This is a genomic window from Streptomyces sp. NBC_01017, from assembly GCF_045162795.1.
Lineage (GTDB): Bacteria > Actinomycetota > Actinomycetes > Streptomycetales > Streptomycetaceae > Streptomyces > Streptomyces machairae.
The window spans coordinates 5,925,991-5,948,743 of sequence record NZ_CP108683.1 but is presented as its reverse complement, the minus strand read 5'-3'; the positions used below and the strand labels follow the sequence as shown (position 1 = coordinate 5,948,743).

The window sequence follows — 22,753 nt, the reverse complement described above, 5'->3', positions numbered from 1 at the left end:
GGGCCGGGCGGCACAATCGATCTTCCGGAAACCGGAATCCGTCAGCGCGAGCCGAGGGTCCAGCGGGGGCCCTGCGGGCCGTCCTCGATCACCAGGCCCGACTGCTTCAGCTGGTCACGGATGGCGTCGGCGGTGGCCCAGTCCTTGCGGGAGCGGGCCGCCTCGCGCTGGTCGAGAACCATGCGGACCAGGGTGTCGACCACGCCGTGGAGGTCCTCGCCGCGGTCGGACTCGCCGGCCCAGTGCTCGTCGAGCGGGTCCAGGCCGAGGACGCCGAGCATGGCGCGGACCTCGGCGAGGCGGGCCACGGCGGCTTCCTTGTCGTCGGCGGCCAGCGCGCTGTTGCCCTGGCGGACGGTGGTGTGGACGACGGCCAGCGCCTGCGGGACGCCGAGGTCGTCGTCCATCGCCTCGGCGAACGCGAGCGGCACCTCGGGGGACGGCTCGACGACGTGCCCGGTCATCTCGACGACGCGTTGCACGAAGCCCTCGATGCGCGCGAACGCCGACTCGGCCTCGCGCAGGGCCTCCTCGCTGTACTCGATCGTCGAGCGGTAGTGCGGGGTGCCGAGGTAGTAGCGCAGGACGATCGGGCGCCACTGCTTGACCATCTCGGAGACGAGGACGGAGTTGCCGAGCGACTTCGACATCTTCTCGCCGCTCATCGTGACCCAGGCGTTGTGCACCCAGTACTGGGCGAAGTCGTCGCCGTAGGCCTTGGCCTGGGCGATCTCGTTCTCGTGGTGCGGGAAGATCAGGTCGAGTCCGCCGCCGTGGATGTCGAAGGCGGAGCCGAGGTACTTGTGCGCCATCGCCGAGCACTCCAGGTGCCAGCCGGGACGGCCGCGGCCCCACGGCGTCTCCCAGTCGGGCTCGCCGGGCTTGGCGGCCTTCCACATCGCGAAGTCGCGCGGGTCCCGCTTGCCGGTGATGCCCTCCTCGGTGGGCTGCCGCATCTCGTCGAGGTCCTGCCGGGACAGCTCCAGGTAGGAGGGCCAGGACCGGACGTCGAAGTAGACGCTGCCGTCCGCCTCGTAGGCGTGTCCGCGCTCGATGAGCCCGCGCATCATCTCGACCATCTCGGTGACATGGCCGGTGGCGCGGGGCTCGTACGTCGGCGGGAGGCAGCCGAGGGCGGTGTAGCCGTCGGTGAAGGCCCGCTCGTTCTCGTAGCCGATGGACCACCAGGGGCGGTTCTGCTGCTCCGCCTTCCAGATGATCTTGTCGTCGATGTCCGTGACGTTCCGGATGAACGTGACGTCGTAGCCGCGGTACTCGAACCAGCGGCGCATGATGTCGAAGTTGAGCCCGGAGCGAATGTGCCCGATGTGCGGTGCGGCCTGCACGGTGGCGCCACAGAGGTAGATCGAGACACAGCCCGGCTGAAGCGGGGCGAAGTCACGGATCTGCCGGGCGCTGGTGTCGTACAGGCGAATAGTCACGACACCAGGGTAGTGGGCGGATGGTAGTGCCTGGTGCGTAAGTGCGGTTTGGCCGTTCGTGGTCACTCGCGGGCCGATGGGGGCCGGTCGGGCCCGTGCTGAAACGGCCCGCCGGGCGGCCTCAGCCGACCCGGACCACCAGCGCCGTCGCCACCGCCATGAGCCCCTCGTCGCGGCCCGGGAAGCCCAAGCCGTCCGTGGTCGCGCCCGACACCGACACCGGGGCTCCGGCCGCCTCCGAGAGGATCTTCTGCGCCTCGTCGCGGCGCTTGCCGATCTTGGGGCGGGGGCCGACGACCTGGACCGCGACGTTGCCGATCCGGAAGCCCGCCTCGCGGACGATCCGGGCCGCCTCGGTGAGCAGTACGACGCCGGGGGCGCCGGACCACTCGGGGCGCCCGGTGCCGAAGTGCTGTCCCAGGTCGCCGAGGCCGGCCGCCGAGAACAGCGCGTTGCACGCGGCGTGTGCGACGACGTCCGCGTCGGAGTGGCCGGCGAGGCCCGGTCCCTCGCCCTCCCACTTCAGGCCCGCGCACCACAGCTCGCGGCCCTCCTCGAAGGCGTGGATGTCGGTGCCGATGCCGACCTGGGGAAGGATCACGGGCTGCTCAGAAGCCATCGTTCAGCCTCCGGCGCGCCAGAACCGCCTCGGCCAGGACCAGGTCCAGCGGGCGCGTGACCTTGAAGGCCTCCTCGTGGCCGGGCACGACCACGACGGTCAGGCCGAGCTGCTCGACCATGCTCGCGTCGTCGGTGACGTCGTCGGTCACCGTCTCGTGCGCACGGATCAGCGTCGCGCGGTCGAAGCCCTGCGGAGTCTGTACGGCACGCAGGCGGGCGCGCTGCGGGGTGGCCACCACCGGTTCGGGCTCGCCCGTGACGGCGGCCGGCTCGACCTCCTTGACGGTGTCCGCGAGCGGCAGCGCGGGAACCACGGCCTGCGCCCCGTCCCGTACCGCCTCGATCACCGCGTCCACCGTGTCCACCGGCACCAGCGGGCGGGCCGCGTCGTGCACCAGGACGATGTCGTGCTCCGGCGGCAGCGCGTCCAGGCCGAGCTTCACGGACTCCTGGCGGGTCTCGCCGCCGGGGACCACCAGGAAGTCGGTGCGCTCGGGCAGCGCGTGCGCGTCGAGCAGGCTCTTGACCTCGGCGGCGCCGTCGGGCGGGGCCACGACGACCACGAGGGAGACGGCCCGGGAGGCGGCCATCGCACGCACGGCGTGGATGAGCATGGGCGTGCCGTTCAGCGCGCGAAGCGCTTTGGGGGCGCCCGGACCGAGGCGTACGCCCTTTCCGGCGGCCGGGATCACGACGGCGGTACGGGCCCCGGCACGTGTGTCCGCGGGGACACCCGTGGGCGAAGGACGCGAAACGTCAGACATCGGTTCCTGTCAGGTTTGTGTGCTCTGCCTACGTGGGTATGGCCTCAAGCGTGCCGGGTGGGCCTTTCTTGACCGAACCCTTCCGTGACATCGGTCGAGTCGGCTGCCCGGACCCGGCACACCAAGTATCGGGGGCGCCCCCGAGGTAGGACGTACCGCGCCTGTGAGCGAACATGCCGCAGCGCCCGGCGACAGCAATTACGTCATCGGGCACCGCGGCACTTCTTTGAAAAAAATCAGCACACTGCCGAAACCACTGTGCTGAAACTGAGGCGGATGTACCGCGTCAGGACGCGAGGACCTCGTCGAGCAGCGCCTCGGCCTTGTCCTCGTTGGTGTTCTCCGCAAGAGCGAGCTCGCTCACCAGGATCTGGCGGGCCTTGGCGAGCATGCGCTTCTCACCGGCGGAGAGTCCGCGCTCGCGCTCACGACGCCACAGGTCACGCACGACTTCCGCGACCTTGATGACATCGCCGGAGGCGAGCTTCTCCAGATTTGCCTTGTATCGACGCGACCAGTTCGTGGGCTCCTCGGCGTACGGCGCGCGCAGCACCTCGAAGACCCGGTCCAGCCCGTCCTGACCGACCACATCACGCACGCCGACGAACTCCGCATTGTCCGCTGGCACACGTACCGTCAGGTCACCCTGGGCGACCTTCAGCACCAAGTAGGTCTTGTCCACGCCTTTGATCTGGCGAGTTTCGATGGCCTCGATCAGCGCGGCCCCGTGATGGGGATAGACCACGGTGTCGCCAACCTTGAACGTCATGTGACAGGTACCCCTTCCGTGGCTATCCAGGGTAACACGGAAACTGCGGGTTCTGAATGGCGTTTTCGCAGGTCAGGGCATATCTCGGGGCTTGACAACTCCAACAGGAACGTGCTGCGCGGGCCGAGCGGAAGAAAGTATTCGCAGGTGGGAGCGGCTCTGCGGGCGAGGTGAAACGCGTACGTTACGCACATCCAGGGGCGCCTCCGAGTGGCCGAACATCCACATATGTCCGGTTCCAAGTGTGCGACTTCCGCTACTCCGTTCGGCGTCCCGAGTCACCTCCCCGGTGAATCCGGAATTGATCACAGCCAGGTCGGCGACACATCCGGTGATCAATTCCGGGAGGGTCGCGCATTCCTTCACTGAAATTTTGCGGGGGACTTGCGAGACGTCTTATGTGAATGACGGACAGAGGTCCGGGCAAAGTGACCAGCGGGCCACTTGCGGGTGAAGGAACAGGTGGCGGAAGGGGCGCTTCGGACGTACTTCGTCGTCTCGTCGCCGCTCGGGGGAGGGTCGGGTGCGGTCGCACGGGAACGGCTCGGTAACCTAAGGCCGCTGACAGACACTTAGGGCGGCTTCAAGCGCCCCCCGTTCGAGTCAAGGAGTTGCCGCCGCCGTGAGCAGCAGCCTTCGACGCGGCGCCCTCGCTGCCGCCGCCATCACGTTCTCGATCGCCGCGCTCTCCGCGTGTGCGGCCGGCAACAACGCGCAGACCCTGGAGATCAAGCCGGACAACGCAGCCACCAGCGTCGGCGACATCAAGATCCAGAACGCCATCGTCATCACTCAGCCCGACCTGGAGTCGACCGGCCCGGCCGCGATCTCCGCGACCCTGTTCAACTCCGGCAGCTCCGCGCAGAGGCTGGACTCGATCAAGGTGGACGGCACCTCCAAGAGTGCCGAGCTCAAGCCCGCCAAGGGCGGCAGCCTGACCATCCCGGCCGGCGGTTCGCTGATCATCGGCGGCAAGGACAACGCCGCCGCCGTGCTGCCCAGCAGCCGCGAGGCCGTCCAGGACGGCAACGCGCAGCGGATCACCTTCACCTTCAGCAAGACCGGCGACGTGAGCCTGCGCGCGTTCGTCGTGCCCGCCGAGCACTACTTCGAGAGCTGGGGCCCGACCGAGGTCCCGGCGACGCCGGGCACCACGTCCTCCCCGACCGGAACCCCGGCCGAGGGCGCGGAGGCCACCCCGACCGACGGTGCGTCCGGGAACGCGACGGAGACCGGCGGGGCGGCCGGTGACGGGGCAGGGGCCGGCACCACGGTGACCCCGAGCGACAGCGCCTCGCAGACGGTCGCCGGGCACTGAGCGGCCGTACGGCACCGGATCGTCGTACGGCACCTGCACAGTCGTAGAAAAAGGGCGGGACCCCCGGAATCGGGGGTCCCGCCCTTCGACGTACGTGGCGACCGTGTCTCGTTCCCCACGGCCGCGTCCGTGCCACGGCCGCGGTTTACGGCTCGAACTTGTAGCCGAGGCCGCGGACCGTCACCAGGTACCGCGGCGCGCCCGGGTCCGGCTCGATCTTGGCGCGCAGGCGCTTGACGTGGACGTCCAGGGTCTTGGTGTCGCCGACGTAGTCGGCACCCCACACGCGGTCGATGAGCTGCATACGGGTCAGGACGCGGCCCGCGTTGCGCAGGAGCATCTCCAGGAGGTCGAACTCCTTGAGCGGGAGGTCGACCTTGGAGCCGGAGACCGTGACCACGTGGCGGTCGACGTCCATCCGGACCGGGCCCGCCTCCAGGGCGGCCGGGGTCACCTCCTCCGGCTCGCCACGGCGGCGCAGGACGGCCCGGATACGGGCGACCAGCTCGCGCGAGGAGAACGGCTTGGTGACGTAGTCATCGGCTCCTATTTCCAGGCCGACCACCTTGTCGATCTCGCTGTCCTTGGCGGTGACCATGATCACCGGGACGTTGGATCGGCCGCGCAGCTGGCGGCAGACCTCGGTGCCCGGCAGGCCGGGCAGCATCAGGTCGAGGAGGACGAGGTCGGCGCCGTTGCGCTCGAACTCGTCGAGTCCGTCGGGCCCGGTGGTCGCGACGGCGACCTCGAAGCCCTCTTTGCGGAGCATGTACGACAGGGCGTCGGAGAAGGACTCCTCGTCCTCGACGACGAGCACACGGGTCACGGAAGGACCTCCGGGGCGGAAAGCGTTTCGTACGCGGTTGAGTCAGCGAGTGAGTCTGGCGTTGTGCGGCGATGGGATGGAGCGGCGGACTGCCCGGCCTCGTCGTCGAGATCGGGGTGCTGTTGTGCGCGGTCGCGGGCCGCACCCGCCTCCGGCAGCCGCAGGGTGAACGTGGAGCCCTGTCCCTCGGAGCTCCACACCGTGACCTCCCCGCTGTGTGAGGCGGCCACGTGTTTGACGATCGCGAGACCGAGGCCGGTGCCGCCTGTGGCACGGGAACGGGCCGGATCCACGCGGTAGAAGCGCTCGAAGATGCGCTCCTTGTCCTTGTCCGAGATGCCGATGCCCTGGTCGGTCACGGCGATCTCGATATTGTCCCCGCCCGGGGCGTTGACCCGGCGCGCGGCGATGCCGACGCGGGTGCGGGCGGGCGAGTAGTTGACGGCGTTCTCGACGAGGTTGCCGAGCGCGGCGGCGAGCTGGCCGCGGTTGCCCCAGATGCTGAGTTCGGTGGTGCCGCCCGCCCGTCGCCCGCCACCACCCTGATCGGGCGATTCGGGCGCCCATACATTCGAGGCCATGGTGATCTGCTTCGTCCCGGCGGCGTGCCGGCAGCGGTCCATGGCCTCGGCGACGAGCTCGTCGACGCGGACGGGCTCGGCGTCCTCCAGCGGGTCGTCGTTCTGCACCCGGGAGAGGTCGATCAGTTCCTGCACCAGGTTGGTCAGCCGGGTCGCCTCGATCTGCATGCGCCCGGCGAAGCGCTGCACGGCCTCCGGGTCGTCGGAGGCGTCCATGACGGCCTCGGACAGCAGGGAGAGCGCGCCGACCGGCGTCTTCAGCTCATGGCTGACGTTCGCGACGAAGTCACGCCGCACGGCCTCTATCCGCCGGGCCTCGGTGAGGTCCTCGACGAGGAGGAGGACGAGACGGGAGCCGAGGGGCGCGACGCGAGCGGACACGGCGAGGGCCTCGCCGCGTCCGGTGCCACGCCTGGGCAGATCCAGTTCGACCTGCCGTATCTCGCCGTCTCGTCTGGTGTCCCGGGCCATCTGGAGCATGGGCTCGACGGAGAGCTTGCCGCCGCGCACCAGACCGAGGGCGTACGCCGCCGAGCTTGCCTTGACGACGGCGTCCCCCTCGTCGAGTACGACGGCGGAGGAGCGCAGCACCGACAGGACCGTGTCCACGCCTGGAGGCAGGACCGGGTCGGTGTGCAGAGAGGTTCGGGTGGGTCGCTTCAGGTCGCGTTCGCTCCAGCGGAACGCCAGCATGGCGATGACACCGGTAAGCACCCCGGCGATCGCTGCCGCTGCGGCGACCGCCGCGTTCACGTCCATGCACCCAGGTTAGGCATGACGCAGGCAGTGGCCACAGCCGTCGGAGTGCGACCTCGAACACTCGTCGCCCAGAGTTCACCTTGGAGCCAGTGCTGGTTCATTTGGGGTGGCGGAAACGGACGCGTACGGGCCGGATCGTGGATGCGTGCGGTTCGCACAGGCGGTTTAGCGTGGGATCACACTGGCGGTTTCACGACAGTCCGACTGACGTTTTCGCGACAGCCTTACTGTCGGAGGGCATGACGGTAAGACTTCCGGTTCAACGGGATACGACAAGATCCGACGACAGGACTGCCGGTCGGACGACAGTCTCCTGGCCCCGGAACCCCTGAGGCATACGTAAGAGAGGGACCCTGATGCGGGACGCGTACCACGAGGAACTGGACTCGATCGGCGACGGTCTGGTGGATATGGCCCGGCTGGTCGGCTCGGCGATCGGGCGTGCCACGACGGCGATCCTCGACTCCGACCTGAAGCTCGCCGAGAGCGTGATCGAGGCCGACCAGCGGGTCGACGACCTCCAGCACGACCTGGAGGCCCGGGCCATAGCCCTGCTGGCGCGCCAGCAGCCGGTGGCGACGGATCTCCGTATCGTCGTCACCTCGCTGCGGATGTCGGCGGACCTGGAGCGGTCGGGCGACCTGGCCCAGCACGTCGCGAAGCTCGCCCGGCTCCGCTTCCCGGAGCGCGCGATCCCGCACGACCTGCACGCGACCATCCTGGAGATGGGCCAGCTCGCGCAGCGCCTGATGGCGAAGGCCGCCGAGGTGATCACCACCAAGGACGTCGACCTGGCGATGCAGCTGGAGCAGGACGACGACGAGATGGACCTGCTGCACCGCACCCTCTTCCAGCACCTGCTGGACGACCGCTGGAAGCACGGCATCGAGACGGCGGTGGACGTCACCCTGCTCGGCCGCTACTACGAGCGGTACGCCGACCACGCGGTGGCGGTCGCCAAGCGCGTGGTGTTCCTGGTGACGGGCGAGCACGCGGACGAGCTGCAGCAGGACATCCAGCCGGACATCCAGCCGGTTTCGGACGCCGAGGGCGTCTGAGTCGTACGCCGGGGGTGTGCGGGGAGTGCGGGGGCCTGTCCGGGGCGTGAGTGGAGCCTCCGTGCGCCGTTGATGCGCCCAGCGGGGCGGGCATGGAATGGGCACAGGCATCAGCCCCGAGGAGGGACCATGGCCGAATCCCCCAGCACTCCCGGTACGACCCCCGACCCCACCCAGGAACGCCCGACCGAACAGCCCGCCGACATCAGGAGCCTCCCGCTCTTCGCCGCCTGCGGCTGCGGCTCCGGCTGTGGGTGCGGGTGCCAGTCGGGGAACCCTTGCCAGTGCGGGTGAGGCTGAAGGGGTAGCACGCAGAGGTGACGCGGCGTACGGCGCCGTGGATCCGGTACGACGGTTGGGGCCCCGGTGCGGATGTCGCGGCGGGGCCCTTTGCCGTGTGCGCGGGCCTCCCGTGCTGGGGCTTCTTCCGTGCGCGGTCTCCAGTCGAGGGTTGCACAGCCCGCGTCTAGGATGGGGCGTATCGCCCCATAGAGGGCTTGACCGGGGCTTCGCCCAGAGCCCCGGCCCGCGGCGGCGTCGACGCCCGCAGGGCAGTCACCACGCGTCCGCCGCTCTTTACTTCGGGCTTCTCCGCACTGCCAGGAGCATTGCCATGACTGCTCAAGCGCAATCTGCCTCGATCATCCTGGAGCGCCCGGCGCAGGAGCTGGCCGACGCGACCTCGCACCATCCGTTCCTGTACGAACTCAAGCCGGTCGAAGCACGCAAGGTCCTCGACGACCTGCAGGCCGCGCCGGTCGACAAGCTGCCGGTCGACGAGGAGTGGATCACCGTGCCGGCCGCCGTGGGCGACGTACGGGTGCGCATAGTCAAACCGCAGGGCGCCACCGGAACCCTGCCCGTCGTGCTGTACATGCACGGCGGCGGCTGGGTGCTGGGCAACGCCGCCACCCATGACCGCCTGGTACGGGAGTTGGCGGTCGGCGCCGACGCGGCGGTGGTCTTCGTGGAGTACACGGCCTCACCGGAGGCCCACTACCCCGTGGCCATCGAGCAGGGCTACGCCACCGCACAGTGGATCAAGCGTGAGGGAGCGTCCAAAGGCCTGGACGCCGGGCGCATGGCAGTGGCCGGCGACTCGGTCGGCGGGAACATGACGGCCGCGCTCGCCCTGATGGCCAAGGAACGCGGCGACGTCAGCTTCGTGCAGCAGTCGATGTACTACCCGGTGACGGACGCGGCCATGGACACCGGGTCCTACGAGCAGTTCGACACCGGCTACTACCTCAGCCGCAAGGCCATGGAGTGGTTCTGGGACGCCTACACCACCGACCCGAACCAGCGAGCGGAGATCACCGCCTCTCCCAACCGCGCCACCACCGAGCAACTCGGCGGTCTGCCGCCGGCCCTGCTGATCGTGGACGAGGCCGACGTGCTGCGCGACGAGGGCGAGGCCTACGCCGCCAAGCTGCGCGCGGCGAACGTCCCTGTCACAACGGTGCGCTACGACGGTGCGGTGCACGACTTCATGATGATCAACTCGCTCAGCCAGACCAGGGCGACCCGAGCAGCCGTGGACCAGGCCATCTCGCTGCTGCGGGATGCCCTTGGGACCGCTGCCCACTGACGGACACCGGCGGCTGCACGAGCCCGCACTCCCGGCCGGAACGCGAGGAACCCCATGACTCTGCAGCCGATCGTCCCGCCCGAAGAGTGGGAGGCAGCTCGACAGGAACTCCTGGTCCAGGAGAAAGCGCTCATGAAGGAGCGCGACGCCCTCGCCGCGAAGCGTCGGCGGATGCCGTGGATGGCGGTGGACAAGGAGTACCGGTTCGAGGGCGCGGCCGGCGGACTGAGCCTGCTCGACCTGTTCGAGGGTCGTCGACAGCTGATCGTGTACCGGGCGTTCTACGCGCCGGACGTGACGACCTATCCGTCGACGGGCGGCTCGTATCCGGAGCGGGCGTGCGACGGCTGCTCGTTCGTCGCCGACCAGGTGGCGCACCCGGCACATCTCAACGCGCGGGACACGACGTTGGCCTTCGTGTCGCGTGCGCCGCAGGCCGACATTCGAGGGTTGCAGGAGCGCATGGGATGGCAGCTCATCCCTTGGTACACCGTGACCGACGACTTCGACACCGACTTCGGCGTCGACCAGATGCACGGGACCAACGCGTTCATCCGCGACGGCGACCGGATCTTCCGCACCTACTTCGTGTCCGACCGGGGCGACGAGCAGATGGGCAACACCTGGAACTACCTCGACATCACGGCGCTCGGACGACAGGAGGAATGGGAGGACTCACCGCAGGGCTATCCGCAGACGCCGCCGTATCTCTGGTGGAACTACCACGACAGGTACGGCGCGACCCCTATTTCGGATGGGGATTAGGGGTTGCGGATGGGGACTGGAGGCCCAGGGCCCCTCAGTGGCCCAGGCCCGAAAATGCCCCTGAGCCGCGCGCCTTTGCGCAGCTCAGGGGCATGATCTTGGGGCCTACTTCTTCTTGCCCTGGTTCTTGACCGCCTCAATGGCCGCCGCAGCGGCCTCCGGGTCCAGGTACTTGCCCCCCGGCGTCACCGGGTTGAAGTCGGCGTCGAGTTCGTAGTACAGCGGGATGCCCGTCGGGATGTTCAGGCCCGCGATGTCGGCGTCGGAGATGCCGTCGAGGTGCTTGACGAGGGCGCGCAGCGAGTTGCCGTGGGCGGCGACCAGGACCGTGCGGCCGGTCAGGAGGTCGGGGACGATGCCGTCGTACCAGTACGGGAGCATGCGGACGACGACGTCCTTCAGGCACTCCGTGCGGGGGCGCAGCTCCGGGGGGATCGTCGCGTAGCGGGGGTCCGACGCCTGCGAGAACTCCGAGTCGTCGTCGAGCGGCGGAGGCGGGGTGTCGTAGGAACGGCGCCAGAGCATGAACTGCTCCTCGCCGAACTCGGCGAGGGTCTGGGCCTTGTCCTTGCCCTGGAGGGCACCGTAGTGGCGCTCGTTCAGGCGCCAGCTGCGGTGGACCGGGATCCAGTGGCGGTCGGCCGACTCCAGCGCCAGCTGGGCCGTGCGGATCGCCCGCTTCTGGAGGGACGTGTGGACCACGTCGGGGAGGAGATCGGCGTCCTTCAGGAGCTCGCCACCGCGGACTGCCTCCTTCTCGCCCTTCTCGTTGAGGTTGACGTCCACCCAGCCGGTGAACAGGTTCTTCGCGTTCCATTCGCTCTCGCCGTGGCGGAGGAGGATCAGCTTGTACGGTGCGTCGGCCATGCGTCCGAGCGTAATCCACGGCTTTCGCCGGGTGCGCCCCGCGCCCGAGGAGCGGACGGTTGACGGGATCTGTTAATTCAATGGTCCCCTCGGCAGACATGCTTGTAAGTTGCGGATACCTACTGAGCCACTTACATCCGGTTGCGCGCATCCGGGTACATCCGGGGGACCCCTATGCCACTCGCCGCCCTGAGACGTGCCACCCGGGAGACCGTCTCCGGGCTGCCCCGCGAGTTCTGGTGGCTGTGGACCAGCACATTGGTCAACCGGCTCGGGGCGTTCGTCGCCACCTTCATGGCCCTGTACCTCACCCTCGACCGCGGGTACTCCGCCACGTACGCCGGTCTCGTGGCCGCGCTGCACGGTCTCGGCGGGGTCGTCTCGTCGATCGGGGCCGGGGTCATGACCGACCGGCTCGGGCGGCGGCCCACCCTCCTCGTCGCCCAGGCGTCCACCGCCGTCTCCGTGGCCGTGCTCGGGTTCGTGCACCACCCCGTGGCCATCGCCGCCGTGGCGTTCGTCGTCGGTGCCGCCTCCAACGCCTCCCGCCCCGCGGTGCAGGCGATGATGGCCGACATCGTCCGGCCCGAGGACCGGGTGCGTGCCTTCTCCCTCAACTACTGGGCCATCAACCTCGGGTTCGCGATCTCCTCCATGGCCGCCGGCTTCATCGCCGAGGTCAGCTACCTCGCCGGGTTCCTGATCGAGGCGGGGATGACGGCCGTCTGCGCGGTCGTGGTGTTCGTCAAGCTCCCGGAGTCGCGGCCCGAGCGCACGAAGTCGGAGAAGGCGGGTGAGGACGAGGTGCGGCTCGGGACCGTACTGCGCGACCGGCGCTTCATGGGTGTCGTCGGGCTGTCCTTCCTCGTCGCCCTGATCTTCCAGCAGGGCTCGGTGGGCCTGCCGGTGGCCATGGGCGAAGCCGGGTTCTCCCCCGCCGACTACGGCTTCGCCATCGCCGTCAACGGTGTCCTGATCGTCGCGCTGCAGATCCCGGTCACCCGGTTCATCGAACGCCGGGACACCGCGCGGATCCTCATCGTCTCGTCCCTTCTCGCCGGGTACGGCTTCGGCCTCACCGCCTTCGCCGGGTCGGTCGGCGTCTTCGCGCTGACGGTGTGCGTGTGGACGCTGGGCGAGATGCTGAACGCGCCCACCCAGACCGGCCTCGTCGTGCGCCTCTCCCCCGCCCAGGGACGCGGGCGCTACCAGGGCATGTACACCCTGTCCTGGTCGGTCGCGGCCCTGGTCGCGCCCCTGATGTCCGGCCTCGTCATCGACCGCTTCGGCGCCGAGTGGCTGTGGGGCCTGTGCGCGGTCATCGGGACGGCGGCGGCGATCGGATACGGCACCCTGATGCGCCGCCTGTCCGCGGACGAACCGGCCACCGCCCGCAACCCGGCCGACGCGAAGCCGGAGGTCAGCCCGGCCGCCTGAGAAGCCGACCACGCGGAACGTCGGCGATGGAGGCGGCGGCTCGGCGATGCACGCGGCGGCCCGGGAATGCCCGCAGCCTCACGGATGCATCCGCGCCCCCTTGATCACCTTGTCCACCGCGTTCCTCGGCCCGTACACCGCCAGGCCCACCAGATCCAGCTCGCCCGTCGGCACCGCCCGTACCGCCGCCCGGTTGTCGCGGTCGTTGCCCGTCGTGAAGAGGTCGGAGGTGAAGAGCGCGCGCGGGAGGGAGCGTGAGAGGGCGCGGGTATGGGCCGCCGTCAGGGTCTCCTTGGTGCCCTCGAAGACCAGGACCGGCTGGCGGAACATCGGCAGGTAGGGCACGCCGTCCCCGTCCTCGTACGGCTCGCCGACCACCTCGGGAAGCTGCGTCCCCAGGCCGCTGACCAGGAACGCCGTGACGTTCAGCCGCTGCCAGGTCTCCAGGTCCTCGCGCAGCAGGACGGCGATCTTGGTGTCGAAGCGGACGGGTTCCGGGGTGCTCGTGCTCGTGTCGTTCATAGGGCGAGACTGGCGGCCGCCGTCCACCTGCGTCTTGTACGTTCTTTGCATGGCCGCCGCACGGGATCGCCAGGAAGTCTCCGCGTGGCGCCCCTCCGTTCCGGGCGTCACCGAGGTCTTCCACGCGCACTTCACCGAGTACGCGTACCCGATGCACGTGCACGAGGCGTGGACGCTGCTCATCGTCGACGACGGCGCCGTGCGCTACGACCTCGACCGCCATGAGCACGGCACCCCGCACGACACGGTGTCCCTCCTCCCGCCGCACGTCCCCCACAACGGCTCCCCCGCCACCCCGCACGGCTTCCGCAAGCGGGTCCTGTACCTGGACGGCACCCGGCTGGGGGACGACCTGATCGGGCCGGCCGTGGACTCCCCCGACCTGCGCGACCCCGTCCTGCGGCTGCGCGTCGGCCAGTTGCACGCCGCCCTCGCGCAGGCCGGCGACGAGCTGGAGGCGGACAGCAGGCTCACCCTCATCGGCGACCGGCTGCGCGCCCACCTGCGGCCGAGGACCCCGGCGGACATCCCGCGGCGCGACCCCGCCCTCGCCCGCCGGCTGCGTGAACTCCTCGACGAGCGTGTCGTCCAGGGCATCGCCCTCGACGAGGCCGCCGGGCTCGTCCAGGCTCATCCCGCCCATCTCGTACGGTCGTTCAGCAGCGCATACGGCATCGCCCCGCACCAGTACCTGATGTCCCGCCGCGTCGACCGAGCCCGCCGGCTGCTGCTGGAGGGGTGGTCGCCGGCCGATGTCGCCGCCGCGACCGGGTTCTACGACCAGTCCCATCTCACCCGGCACTTCCGGAAGCTGGTGGGCGTCCCGCCGGGGCGCTATCGCAGCAGCTCGCGCTGAGCGTCGTACAGGTTGCGCGGGCGTACGACGTCCGTGGTGCCGTACAGCTCCAGTCGGGAGTGCAGGTCGCCCGCGAGGTCGGGTACGTCGATCTGGTCGAACTCCCTGACCTCGTTCAGGCCGACGGTGGCGGAGTACGGCGCCAGGCCGTCGAGGCGGATCATGCCCGCGCGGCCGTTGGTCACCCGGACGTTCCAGTGCGTGAACCGCGCTCCGAACAGCGGGCCCGCGCTCGCGTCGCCGCCGTGGCGGCCGTCGTTGTGGACGGTGATGTCGGTGCGGACGTTGGCGAAGGGCAGGCCGCGGTGGCTGTCGAACGTGCCCATCCGCATGTCGCCGCGTGACCAGACGTTGTGGGAGGACAGGCCCTCCACGTTGATGCCGTGCACCTGGGTGCCGGAGGGGGCCGGGGTCGTGCGGGCCTCGATCGTGAAGTCCTCGATCAGGTTGTCGTGCGAGCCCTCGCGGCAGAAGTAGGGGTGGTGGCTGCCACGGCCCGCCACGCGCGTGTGCCGGAGCGTGCAGGCGGAGGCGGCCACCAGGCCGAAGCCGTTGTCGACGTGGCGAACGGTCACGTCGTCCGCCCAGCAGTCGTAGGCGCACTGGAAGACGACGCCGTTGTGGCCCTTGTCGAGGAGGTGGGGCTGCTGGGGGGTCTCGGTCGCCTCCAGGGTCAGTCCCTCGACGCCTGATCCCGTCAACTCCTGCACATGTGTGGTCAGTTGAGGATCCCACTCCGGGCGCACGTCGAGCGGGAGCGGGCGTTCGAGCGTGACCCTGCGGCCGTGGACGCGGGTGATGCGGACCGGCCATTCGTAGGGGACGTACGACGTCAGCTTCGTCTTGTCGTCCCAGGTGTACGCCTCGGAGCCCGGGCCGCCGCCGCACATGTGCTCCAGGAGGGTGTGGGCGGCGTCGTCGGCCAGGCGGAGGAGGACCAGGGCGCCGGGGCGGAGTGCCGACGGGTCCTTGACCGTGACGGTCAGGTCGCCCTGCCGCGCCGGCTCGACCCTCGTCAGCGGGCGCCACTCGTCGCGCCGGTTGCCCGTCCAGCCCTCGAAGGGCCAGGCCTTCGCCCTGATGGCTGCGACCAGGGAGTCCCAACGGGCCGCCGGGGCCAGCCAGATGAGGCCGCCCGCCCAGGACCAGGACGACTTGTCGCCGCCGTAGCGGGAGCCGTAGACGCCGATCAGTTCGGTGAGGTTCTTCGTCGCGAAGAGCGTCGTATGGCCGCTGCCGGCGCCGCGGAGGACCACGTTCGAGTGGCCGATGCGGATCACGTCGTCGATGCGGAACGTGCCGGGCGGGATGGTGACCGTGCCACCGCCGGCCCTTCCGGCGGCGGCGATGGCACGGTTGATCGCGGGGGCGGAGTCGGTCTCGCCGTCCGCCACGGCACCGAAGTCGCGTACGTCGGCGACGGCTCGGGGGCGGGGGAGGCGGCGCGCTCCGCCGCGGTGGCCGGCCCTGCCGATGTAGGGGATCTGGGGGTGGGTGAGGGGGGTGCGGGTGAACTCGCGCCAGAGGGGCGGGACTTCTGCGGTGGCTGCGGCTGCGGCCATCTGTACGGTGCCGGTCTTCGTGCCGACCGCCGTGCCGGTCGTCGCGCCGGTTGCCGTACCGGTCGTCGCGCCGAGTGCCACGGCCGTGGTCCCGATGAGCAGGGTCCGTCTGGTGAGATGCGCATTGCCCATGCGTCCGTACGCCCTTCCATGCGGCTCTTCATGGATGTGAACGACGTTCATAAGTGCGGTGGCCGTGAGCATGCCACGGCCCCCTCGGGGTGGGGAAGGGGTCGTGCAGGGTGAGTTGGTGTGGACCTTTGCGCCGGTCTCAGCCGGACGCAGTCGGGCGCTGCGTCAGTCCGTCGGGCGCTGGGTCAGATGTGTGAACGCGTCCAGGTTCCGCGTCGACTCGCCGCGTGCGACCCGCCACTCGAACTCCTTGCGGATCGCGGACGCGAAGCCCAGCTCGAGAAGGGTGTTGAAGGCGCCGTCCGCAGCCTCCAGGACCTGGCCGAGGAGGCGGTCGATCTCGTCGGGGGTGATGGCGGCGAGCGGCAGTTTGGCGGTGACGTAGATGTCGCCGAGCGGGTCGACGGCGTAACTCACGCCGTAGAGCTTGAGGTTGCGCTCCAGGAGCCAGCGGTGGACGCCGGGCTCGTTCTCGTCGGGGTGGCGGATGACGAAGGCGTTGAGCGACAGGGAGTGGCGGCCGACGATCAGGGAGACGGTCGTCGAGAGCTTGCGGGTGCCGGGGAGCTTGACGACGTAGGTGCCGGGGGTGGGGGTCTCCCACTCCAGGTCGGCGTCCTTCAGGGCTGCCTCGACGACCTGCGATGCCTTCTGTACGTCAGCCATGGTGGGAGCGTACGCGACGCCGGTAGGCCTGGGTCGCTGCCGTGTAGACGTCCGCCGTGGCGGCCGCCGAGGTGTCCCAGCCGAAGGACTGGGCGTGCCGGGCGGCGGCCTCGCCCATCCGCGGGGACAGGTGCGGGTCGTCGGCGAAGGCGCGCAGCACGCGCGCGTACTCGGCCGGGTCGTGGCCCTGGACCAGGAAGCCGGTGCGGCCGTCCCTGACCGCCACCGGCAGACCGCCCACCGCGGCCGCCAGCACGGGTGTGCCGGCCGCCTGTGCCTCGATGGCCACCAGGCCGAACGATTCGCTGTACGACGGCATGACCAGCAGCGATGCCGCCCGGAACCAGTCCGCGAGCTGTTCCTGGCCGACGGGGGGACGGAACCGTACGACGTCCGCGATGCCCAGGCGTGCGGCCAGCTTCTGCAGGCCCTCGGGCTTGGCCATGCCGCTGCCGCTGGGGCCGCCGACGATCGGGACGTGGATACGGGAGCGCAGCTCGGGGTGCTCGTCCAGGAGCACCGCCACGGCCCGCAGGAGGATGTCCGGGGCCTTGAGGGGCTGGATGCGGCCCGCGAACAGCGGGATCAGGGCGTCCTGCGGGAGGCCCAGGCGGGCGCGGGCTGCGGCTCGGCCGTCGGCGGGCGAGAAGCGGGTGAGGTTCACGCCGGGGTGCACGACGGCGACCTTGTCGGGGTCGGCGGCATAGTGCCGTACGAGTTCGTCGGCCTCCTCGGCCGTGTTGGCGATCAGGCGGTCGGCGGCCGTGACGATCTGGGTCTCGCCGATGACGCGGGCGGCGGGCTCGGGGCTGTCGCCGTCGGCCAGGTTGGCATTCTTGACCTTGGCCATGGTGTGCATGGCGTGCACCAGGGGGGCGCCCCAGCGCTGGGCGGCGAGCCAGCCGACGTGGCCGGAGAGCCAGTAGTGGGAGTGGACCAGGTCGTAGTAGCCGGGGCGGTGGCCGGCCCAGGCCTGCATCACGCCGTGCGTGAAGGCGCACAGCTGGGCGGGGAGGTCCTCCTTGTTGAGTCCCTCGTAGGGGCCCGCGTCGATGTGGCGGACCAGGACGCCGGGGGCGAGCTCGACGGTGGGCGGGAGGTCCGTGGCCGTCGTGCGCGTGAAGATCTCCACCTCGATGTTGATCGCGGCGAGGCGCTGCGCGAGCTCGACGATGTAGACGTTCATGCCGCCGGCGTCGCCGGTGCCGGGCTGGTGGAGCGGGGAGGTGTGCACGGAGAGCATGGCGACGCGGCGGGGGCGGCGGTGGAGCCTGAGTCGCGAGGGGGCCGCCGGGGAGCGGTGCCTGAGCCTGCTGACGTACTGGCTCACGTGGCGTTCCTCCTTGGCTACGGGCATGCCTGCTGGAGGGTGCGAGCGCCCTCCAAGGCGGTGCAACGCCGGAGGGAGGGGTTCCCATTCCTGGTGGGGTGGTTTTTGCCGAGGCATTACCGGGTGTCGCTCAACTGTTCGGGGTGTGGATGCGTGGGGGTGCGTGGCGGGGGGTCGGTGGCTGGTGCGGATGCCTGCGGCGGCCTGTGGCGGTTGGTGGGGGTTCGCGTCGCGCCTGCGAGTGCGTTGTGGGTCGGGGCCGCGCCGGGGGGTGTCCGTCCTCGGTCGGGCGGTTGCTGTCGGGCAAGAGGGGCTGTCTCTTGACGCCCGCCGCTGCGGGCGGACACCCCCCGGCACGGCCCCTGCTCGCCGTTGCGCCGGTGCGGGTGGCGTTCCGCCTGATGGCGGCCACTTACCCTCGTATGCATGACATCCCGCGCCTTCGCCCGCCCCGTGGGCACCGTTACGCGCGGGACCACGAATCCGAATCGGCTGCGCCGTATGGATCGCTGGATCGCCGTCACGCATGGCCCGGAGCTGCGGCGGGCCGGGGATGCCGTCGCGGTCGACCTCGGGTACGGCGCTGCTCCCTGGACGGCCGTGGAGTTGCTCGGCCGCCTGCGTTCCGTCGCGCCACACGCGCGTGTGGTCGGCGTGGAGATCGAGCCGGCACGGGTTGCGGCCGCGAAGCCGTATGAGCGGGAGGGGCTGGTCTTCCGGCACGGCGGGTTCGAGATCCCCGTCGTTCAGCGGCCTCTGCTCGTGCGCGCCGCCAACGTGCTGCGGCAGTACGAGGAGGATCGGGTCGCCGGGGTCTGGGAGCGGCTGTGTGCACGGCTTGCGCCGGCCGATCCGGTGACGGGGGCTCGTGGCGGACTGCTCGTGGAGGGGACCTGCGACGAGATCGGGCGCCGGCATGTGTGGGTCGCGCTCGGGCCGGAGGGGCCGCGTACGGTGACCTTCGCTACCCGGCTGGGCTCGCTGGAGCGGCCCTCGGACCTCGCCGAGCGGCTGCCGAAGGCACTGATCCATCGCAACGTCCCCGGCGAGCCGGTCCATGCCTTCCTGCGCGACTTCGACCGCGCCTGGGCGGCCGCAGCGCCTTACGCGTCGTACGGGGCACGCCAGCGGTGGATCCGCGCGGTGCGGGACCTCACGGCCGATTGGCCGGTGACGGACGGGCCGGCGCGGTGGCGGCAGGGGGAAGTGACGGTGCGGTGGGAGGCGTTGGCGCCGCGCGCGGGCGTTGGCGCCGGGGGCTGATTCGGGCCGGTGACTGACTTGACTGACTTGACTGACTATGCGGCGTCTGCGGGTCGCTGACTTACTACGCGTCTGCGCGCCGGCGGGCTTACGTGGCTTGCGGACCTACGTGGCTTGCGGGCTTACGTGGCTTGCGGGCTTACGTGGCTTGCGGACCTACGTGGCTTGCGGACTTACGCGGCTTGCGGACCTACGTGGCTGCGCGCCGGCGGCTTACGCCTCTACGCTCTGGCGGCCTGCGGGCCCACTCGCAGTCATACCGCCCGTCGTCGGCGACTGGCTCCACGGGCTTGCTCTCCGTTACGACACCTCGCCAGCCGACTCCGCGGGCGTACTCACCGTCACGCCCCTGGTGTCGAGTCCACGGGCGCGCTCACCGTCACGTCCCACCGGCTGACTGCACGCGCCTAGCCCCGCCACCCGACACTGCCGATTGACTCCCCCCGGGGCTGACCTCGCGGGCCGACCCTGCGGAACTGACTCCGGGACCTGACCCGTGGCCGGGCCCCGTGACCCGGCCCGGTCGACACGCTCCGCAGCCTGGCCCCGTCTCCTGACCCCACCGCCCCGACTCCGCACGCCCGCCCGGCCACCCCGCCCCGGCGCCGCCCGTCCCCCAACTCCCCCTGACTCACCGCCCCGGAAGGGGAACGATCTCCGGGAGTTGTTCGTCACAAAAGCGGGGAGATCGGCGTGACGAGGAGGGAACGGGGGGAAGCAGACCTCTGTCACTTTGCGCGTCGTCGTGGCACGATCCCCCGGACGTTCTATGTTACTGACGGGACATCAGTTTGGGGGAAGTGGTATGGGTTCGGGCAAGCGCGGCCTGATCGCAGTGGCTGTGACCGTCGTCTGTGCGGTCACCGTACTCGCGGCACCAGGCATGGCCTTCGCGGCACCCTCCCCCACTCCGAGCACGTCACCCTCCTCGTCGACGCCGGCCACCGTGTCGAACAAGGACCTTGAGGCCGTTCGCAAGAAGCTGGAGAAGCTCTACCACGACGCGGCCGTCGCCACCGACGAGTACAACGCCGCCGAGGAGGCGGCCGAGAAGCAGTCCGCCGAGATCGTCTCCCTGGCGAAGAAGATCGTCAAAGGTCAGGAGAGGCTCGCCGAGCTGAAGAAGCGCGCGGGCGCCGCGGCCGCCGCCCAGTACCGCTCCGGCGGGCTGCCCGACGAGGCGCACTTGATGCTCAGCGACGACCCGCAGGCGTTCCTCGACGGCACCGGCCGAGTGCTGCAGGGCCAGCGCGCGACCAAGGGGCTGCTCGCGGAAATGACCCGCACCCAGCAGGACTTGGAGCAGTACGCCAAGGACGCCTCCGCCCAGTGGCAGAAGCTGGAGGCGGGGCGCAAGGCCAAGGCCGCCGCCAAGAAGAAGATCAAGAAGCAGATCGCGGCGGCCGAAGAGCTCGAATCCCAGCTGGAGGAGGAGGAAAAGGAACGCCTCGCCGAGCTGGAGGAGCAGGCCGCGTACAAGGCCCAGACCGCCTGGCTGGACTCCGGCATCCTGAAGGACATCAAGGGCAAGGCCTCCGAAAAGGGCCGAGAGGCACTCGAGTACGCCACCGCCCAGTTGGGCAAACCGTACGAATGGGGTGCCGAGGGGCCCAAGACGTACGACTGTTCGGGCCTGACGTCACAGGCCTGGGCGAGCGCCGGGCGCGGGATTCCGCGGACCTCGCAGGAGCAGTGGAAGCAGCTCGAGCGCATCGACATCAAGGACATGCGCCCCGGCGACCTCATCATCTACAACGCCGACGCCAGCCATGTGGCCATGTACGTCGGCGACGGCGCGATCGTCCACGCCCCGCGCCCCGGGCGGACGGTGACGGTCGCGGGGGCCGGCACCATGCCGATCCTCGGGGTGGTTCGGCCCGATGCGTAGACATTGGGGCGACTTGTGATGTCTGGGGTGTACCGGTCGGCCCTGCGGGTGGATATGGGTGCTTATGGCGGGCGGTTCAGGGGACTTGTGACCGGGGACTCGTGACCCGCACCACGTGACCCACTCCACGTGGGATTGACGCCAAACCGTGCATCGACGTGACCTTCGTCATCCCCGCTCCTCGGCCACCCTGTCCAACTGCGGTACGGAACGCGGCATATGACAGTGGCCAGCTTCCATACGGCGTGCCCTACACCATTCCGCTGCGGCGCCGACAACCGCTATGGTCCCCGTCGGTGGATCGAGGTCCCTCGTTCGCACCATGCCCTCGGGGGGAGGGAAGGAACTCAAGACGATGCCCGTACCCATACCGCGGCAGAGAGCGATCCCGGCCGTGGAGAGTGGTCAGGCGCCGGCCGCGTCCCCAGGCGGCTCCTCCATGGAAGAGGCTCCGCGTAAGGAATCGAAGGTCGAGAACAACACCCACACCAATCTCACGCTGCTGCTGATCGAGGACGATCCCGGCGGCTCCACGGTCGTGCCCGAGATGCTCGACGCGGCCGGCAAGCCGATCCGTGTGCGCACCGCCCGCAACCTCACCGAGGCCGGACGGCTGCTCACCGACGACGTCCACTGCATCCTGCTGGACCTCGCGCTGCCCGCGCCCGGCCGGACCGGCGAGGAGGACGAGCTGGGTGTGCTCAAGCACGTACTGGAGCTCGCCCCCCGGCACGCCGTCCTCGCGCTCACCGCGTCCGGTGACGCCGAGCGCGGCGCTGAGGCCGTGCGCGTCGGTGCGCAGGACTACTTGTTCCGGGACGAGCTGGACGGGCGGCTGCTGAGCCGGGCGATCCGGTACGCGGTGGAGAGGAAACGTTCCGACACGGCCGAGCGACGGCTGGCCGAAGGCCGTCTGCGGGCCCAGGAGAACCGCCGTCTGGAGCGCGGTCTGCTGCCGACGCCGCTGCTGGAGGGCTCCTCGCTGCGGTTCGCCGCGCGCTACCGCCCGGGGCGGTCACGTGCCCTGCTCGGCGGTGACTTCTACGACGTCGTGCGCACCGCGGACGGCACGGTGCACGCCATGATCGGCGACGTCTGCGGCCATGGGCCCGACGAGGCCGCGCTCGGTGTGGAGCTGCGGATCGCCTGGCGGGCGCTGACGCTGGCGGGGCTGTGCGGGGACGAGCTGCTGGGCACACTGCAGCAGGTCCTTGAGCATGAGCGGGCCGACGACGAGATCTTCGCGACGCTGTGCACGGTGGATATCGCGCCGGACGGTCGGCGGGCCGGGCTGTGCCTGGCGGGTCACCCGTCGCCCCTGCTCGCCCGGCCGGGGCGGGCTGCGCGGCTGCTGCCGTACGACAACAACGGGCCCGCGCTCGGGCTGCTGTCCGGGGCCCGGTGGCCTCGGATGCAGGTGGAGCTGGGCGCGGAGTGGAGCCTGATGCTCTACACCGACGGCCTCATCGAGGGCCGGATCGGCGAGGGCCGGGAGCGGCTGGGGCAGGACGGGATGGTGGAGATGGTGCGGCGGCAGCTCGCGGAGGGGCTGCGCGGGGAGGCATTGCTGCGGGCCGCCGTCAATGAGGTCCGGAACCTCAATGGGGGCGAGCTGGCGGACGACGTGGCTGTGCTGTTGCTCGACCGGACGGTGTGAGCGCAGGCGCGTCGCAGGTGGGCGAGAGCGGGGCGCGCCGCGGGGGCTCTGTCGTCCGCCGACTGCCGGTGTGTGGTGGCTG

20 protein-coding genes are annotated in these 22,753 nt (G+C 70.2%); 9 read left to right on the top strand and 11 right to left on the bottom strand.

The features are described from left to right. Positions 1-41: 41 nt before the first annotated feature. From cysS to OG331_RS27300, 4 genes are all read right to left on the bottom strand, one after another. Complete coding sequence (gene cysS, locus OG331_RS27315) at positions 42-1,442, bottom strand: cysteine--tRNA ligase (protein WP_328880813.1); 1,401 nt, start codon at positions 1,440-1,442, stop codon at positions 42-44. 121 nt (positions 1,443-1,563) lie between these two features. Continuing rightward, positions 1,564-2,061, bottom strand: a complete 498-nt coding sequence (gene ispF, locus OG331_RS27310) for a 2-C-methyl-D-erythritol 2,4-cyclodiphosphate synthase (protein WP_328880812.1) — start codon at positions 2,059-2,061, stop codon at positions 1,564-1,566. Next, complete coding sequence (ispD, locus tag OG331_RS27305) at positions 2,051-2,827, bottom strand: 2-C-methyl-D-erythritol 4-phosphate cytidylyltransferase (protein ID WP_406200817.1); 777 nt, start codon at positions 2,825-2,827, stop codon at positions 2,051-2,053. The genes ispF and ispD overlap by 11 nt, the downstream gene beginning before the upstream one ends. A 286-nt stretch (positions 2,828-3,113) precedes the next feature. After that, positions 3,114-3,596 (bottom strand): CarD family transcriptional regulator, encoded by a 483-nt coding sequence (locus OG331_RS27300; protein ID WP_003953493.1) that lies wholly within the window; start codon positions 3,594-3,596, stop codon positions 3,114-3,116. Between the two features lie 622 nt (positions 3,597-4,218). Between OG331_RS27300 and OG331_RS27295 the strand changes: the two genes are divergently transcribed. Then, positions 4,219-4,914, top strand: coding sequence for a DUF461 domain-containing protein (locus OG331_RS27295; protein WP_406200815.1), 696 nt, complete (start codon positions 4,219-4,221; stop codon positions 4,912-4,914). A 145-nt stretch (positions 4,915-5,059) separates the two neighbouring features. Here the strand turns inward: OG331_RS27295 and OG331_RS27290 are convergent, their stop codons facing one another. Together OG331_RS27290 and OG331_RS27285 are read right to left on the bottom strand one after the other, a co-directional pair. Next, the gene (locus tag OG331_RS27290) at positions 5,060-5,740 is read right to left on the bottom strand and encodes a response regulator transcription factor (RefSeq protein ID WP_015659563.1); all 681 of its coding nucleotides are present in this window, start codon (positions 5,738-5,740) and stop codon (positions 5,060-5,062) included. Next, positions 5,737-7,080: a sensor histidine kinase gene (locus OG331_RS27285; protein WP_406200813.1), complete on the bottom strand. Its 1,344-nt coding sequence runs from the start codon at positions 7,078-7,080 to the stop codon at positions 5,737-5,739. The genes OG331_RS27290 and OG331_RS27285 overlap by 4 nt, the downstream gene beginning before the upstream one ends. Before the next feature lie 356 nt (positions 7,081-7,436). Between OG331_RS27285 and phoU the strand changes: the two genes are divergently transcribed. The 3 genes from phoU (at position 7,437) to OG331_RS27270 (ending at position 10,491) form a co-directional block, all read left to right on the top strand. Beyond that, entirely contained in the window at positions 7,437-8,138 is a 702-nt protein-coding gene (gene phoU / locus OG331_RS27280; protein ID WP_362388672.1) for a phosphate signaling complex protein PhoU, read from the top strand. Between the two features lie 613 nt (positions 8,139-8,751). After that, positions 8,752-9,726, top strand: coding sequence for an alpha/beta hydrolase (locus OG331_RS27275; protein ID WP_406200811.1), 975 nt, complete (start codon positions 8,752-8,754; stop codon positions 9,724-9,726). 54 nt (positions 9,727-9,780) lie between these two features. Next, on the top strand, positions 9,781-10,491 hold the full coding sequence (locus OG331_RS27270; protein ID WP_406200809.1) for a DUF899 domain-containing protein: 711 nt from the start codon (positions 9,781-9,783) through the stop codon (positions 10,489-10,491). Positions 10,492-10,596: 105 nt separating this feature from the next. On the opposite strand, the gene OG331_RS27265 is transcribed toward OG331_RS27270, so the two are convergent. Next, on the bottom strand, positions 10,597-11,358 hold the full coding sequence (locus OG331_RS27265) for a phosphoglyceromutase (RefSeq protein WP_391405525.1): 762 nt from the start codon (positions 11,356-11,358) through the stop codon (positions 10,597-10,599). A 174-nt stretch (positions 11,359-11,532) separates the two neighbouring features. On the opposite strand from OG331_RS27265, the gene OG331_RS27260 reads away from it, so the two are divergent. Continuing rightward, the gene (locus OG331_RS27260) at positions 11,533-12,795 is read left to right on the top strand and encodes an MDR family MFS transporter (RefSeq protein WP_406200806.1); all 1,263 of its coding nucleotides are present in this window, start codon (positions 11,533-11,535) and stop codon (positions 12,793-12,795) included. Positions 12,796-12,873: 78 nt separating this feature from the next. Here OG331_RS27260 and OG331_RS27255 read toward each other — a convergent pair whose 3' ends face one another. Next, positions 12,874-13,317, bottom strand: coding sequence for a DUF2000 family protein (locus tag OG331_RS27255; RefSeq protein WP_406200804.1), 444 nt, complete (start codon positions 13,315-13,317; stop codon positions 12,874-12,876). 49 nt (positions 13,318-13,366) lie between these two features. Here OG331_RS27255 and OG331_RS27250 point away from each other — a divergent pair, with 49 nt between their 5' ends. Further along, complete coding sequence (locus OG331_RS27250; protein WP_383238039.1) at positions 13,367-14,173, top strand: AraC family transcriptional regulator; 807 nt, start codon at positions 13,367-13,369, stop codon at positions 14,171-14,173. Here OG331_RS27250 and OG331_RS27245 read toward each other — a convergent pair. The 3 genes from OG331_RS27245 to mshA all read right to left on the bottom strand — a co-directional run bounded on the left by OG331_RS27245 (position 14,152) and on the right by mshA (position 17,863). Beyond that, on the bottom strand, positions 14,152-15,735 hold the full coding sequence (locus tag OG331_RS27245; protein WP_406210304.1) for a glycosyl hydrolase family 28-related protein: 1,584 nt from the start codon (positions 15,733-15,735) through the stop codon (positions 14,152-14,154). The two genes, OG331_RS27250 and OG331_RS27245, sit on opposite strands and share 22 nt — an antisense overlap. Before the next feature lie 297 nt (positions 15,736-16,032). Next, complete coding sequence (locus tag OG331_RS27240; protein ID WP_406200802.1) at positions 16,033-16,533, bottom strand: YbjN domain-containing protein; 501 nt, start codon at positions 16,531-16,533, stop codon at positions 16,033-16,035. Beyond that, the gene (gene mshA / locus OG331_RS27235; RefSeq protein ID WP_406210302.1) at positions 16,526-17,863 is read right to left on the bottom strand and encodes a D-inositol-3-phosphate glycosyltransferase; all 1,338 of its coding nucleotides are present in this window, start codon (positions 17,861-17,863) and stop codon (positions 16,526-16,528) included. Before mshA ends, OG331_RS27240 begins: the two co-directional genes overlap by 8 nt. Before the next feature lie 426 nt (positions 17,864-18,289). On the opposite strand from mshA, the gene OG331_RS27230 reads away from it, so the two are divergent. The 3 genes from OG331_RS27230 to OG331_RS27220 all read left to right on the top strand — a co-directional run bounded on the left by OG331_RS27230 (position 18,290) and on the right by OG331_RS27220 (position 22,671). Continuing rightward, a complete protein-coding gene (locus tag OG331_RS27230) occupies positions 18,290-19,126 on the top strand; it encodes a class I SAM-dependent methyltransferase (protein ID WP_406200800.1) in 837 nt (278 codons plus the stop codon). A gap of 805 nt (positions 19,127-19,931) precedes the next feature. After that, positions 19,932-21,014, top strand: a complete 1,083-nt coding sequence (locus OG331_RS27225) for an NlpC/P60 family protein (protein WP_406200797.1) — start codon at positions 19,932-19,934, stop codon at positions 21,012-21,014. A gap of 355 nt (positions 21,015-21,369) precedes the next feature. Continuing rightward, positions 21,370-22,671 (top strand): PP2C family protein-serine/threonine phosphatase, encoded by a 1,302-nt coding sequence (locus tag OG331_RS27220; protein WP_406200795.1) that lies wholly within the window; start codon positions 21,370-21,372, stop codon positions 22,669-22,671. The last annotated feature ends 82 nt before the right edge of the window (positions 22,672-22,753 follow it).

Excerpts from the sequence above, each read along its gene's own strand:
- OG331_RS27225 (WP_406200797.1), top strand. The coding sequence starts at position 19,932 with ATGGGTTCGGGCAAGCGCGGCCTGATCGCAGTGGCTGTGACCGTCGTC.
- OG331_RS27285 (WP_406200813.1), bottom strand. The coding sequence starts at position 7,080 with ATGGACGTGAACGCGGCGGTCGCCGCAGCGGCAGCGATCGCCGGGGTG.
- OG331_RS27220 (WP_406200795.1), top strand. The coding sequence starts at position 21,370 with ATGCCCGTACCCATACCGCGGCAGAGAGCGATCCCGGCCGTGGAGAGT.
- OG331_RS27255 (WP_406200804.1), bottom strand. The coding sequence starts at position 13,317 with ATGAACGACACGAGCACGAGCACCCCGGAACCCGTCCGCTTCGACACC.
- OG331_RS27265 (WP_391405525.1), bottom strand. The coding sequence starts at position 11,358 with ATGGCCGACGCACCGTACAAGCTGATCCTCCTCCGCCACGGCGAGAGC.
- OG331_RS27270 (WP_406200809.1), top strand. The coding sequence starts at position 9,781 with ATGACTCTGCAGCCGATCGTCCCGCCCGAAGAGTGGGAGGCAGCTCGA.
- ispF (WP_328880812.1), bottom strand. The coding sequence starts at position 2,061 with ATGGCTTCTGAGCAGCCCGTGATCCTTCCCCAGGTCGGCATCGGCACC.
- OG331_RS27300 (WP_003953493.1), bottom strand. The coding sequence starts at position 3,596 with ATGACGTTCAAGGTTGGCGACACCGTGGTCTATCCCCATCACGGGGCC.
- OG331_RS27230 (WP_406200800.1), top strand. The coding sequence starts at position 18,290 with ATGACATCCCGCGCCTTCGCCCGCCCCGTGGGCACCGTTACGCGCGGG.
- OG331_RS27245 (WP_406210304.1), bottom strand. The coding sequence starts at position 15,735 with ATGGCCGCAGCCGCAGCCACCGCAGAAGTCCCGCCCCTCTGGCGCGAG.
- ispD (WP_406200817.1), bottom strand. The coding sequence starts at position 2,827 with ATGTCTGACGTTTCGCGTCCTTCGCCCACGGGTGTCCCCGCGGACACA.
- OG331_RS27250 (WP_383238039.1), top strand. The coding sequence starts at position 13,367 with ATGGCCGCCGCACGGGATCGCCAGGAAGTCTCCGCGTGGCGCCCCTCC.
- phoU (WP_362388672.1), top strand. The coding sequence starts at position 7,437 with ATGCGGGACGCGTACCACGAGGAACTGGACTCGATCGGCGACGGTCTG.
- OG331_RS27260 (WP_406200806.1), top strand. The coding sequence starts at position 11,533 with ATGCCACTCGCCGCCCTGAGACGTGCCACCCGGGAGACCGTCTCCGGG.
- OG331_RS27240 (WP_406200802.1), bottom strand. The coding sequence starts at position 16,533 with ATGGCTGACGTACAGAAGGCATCGCAGGTCGTCGAGGCAGCCCTGAAG.
- OG331_RS27275 (WP_406200811.1), top strand. The coding sequence starts at position 8,752 with ATGACTGCTCAAGCGCAATCTGCCTCGATCATCCTGGAGCGCCCGGCG.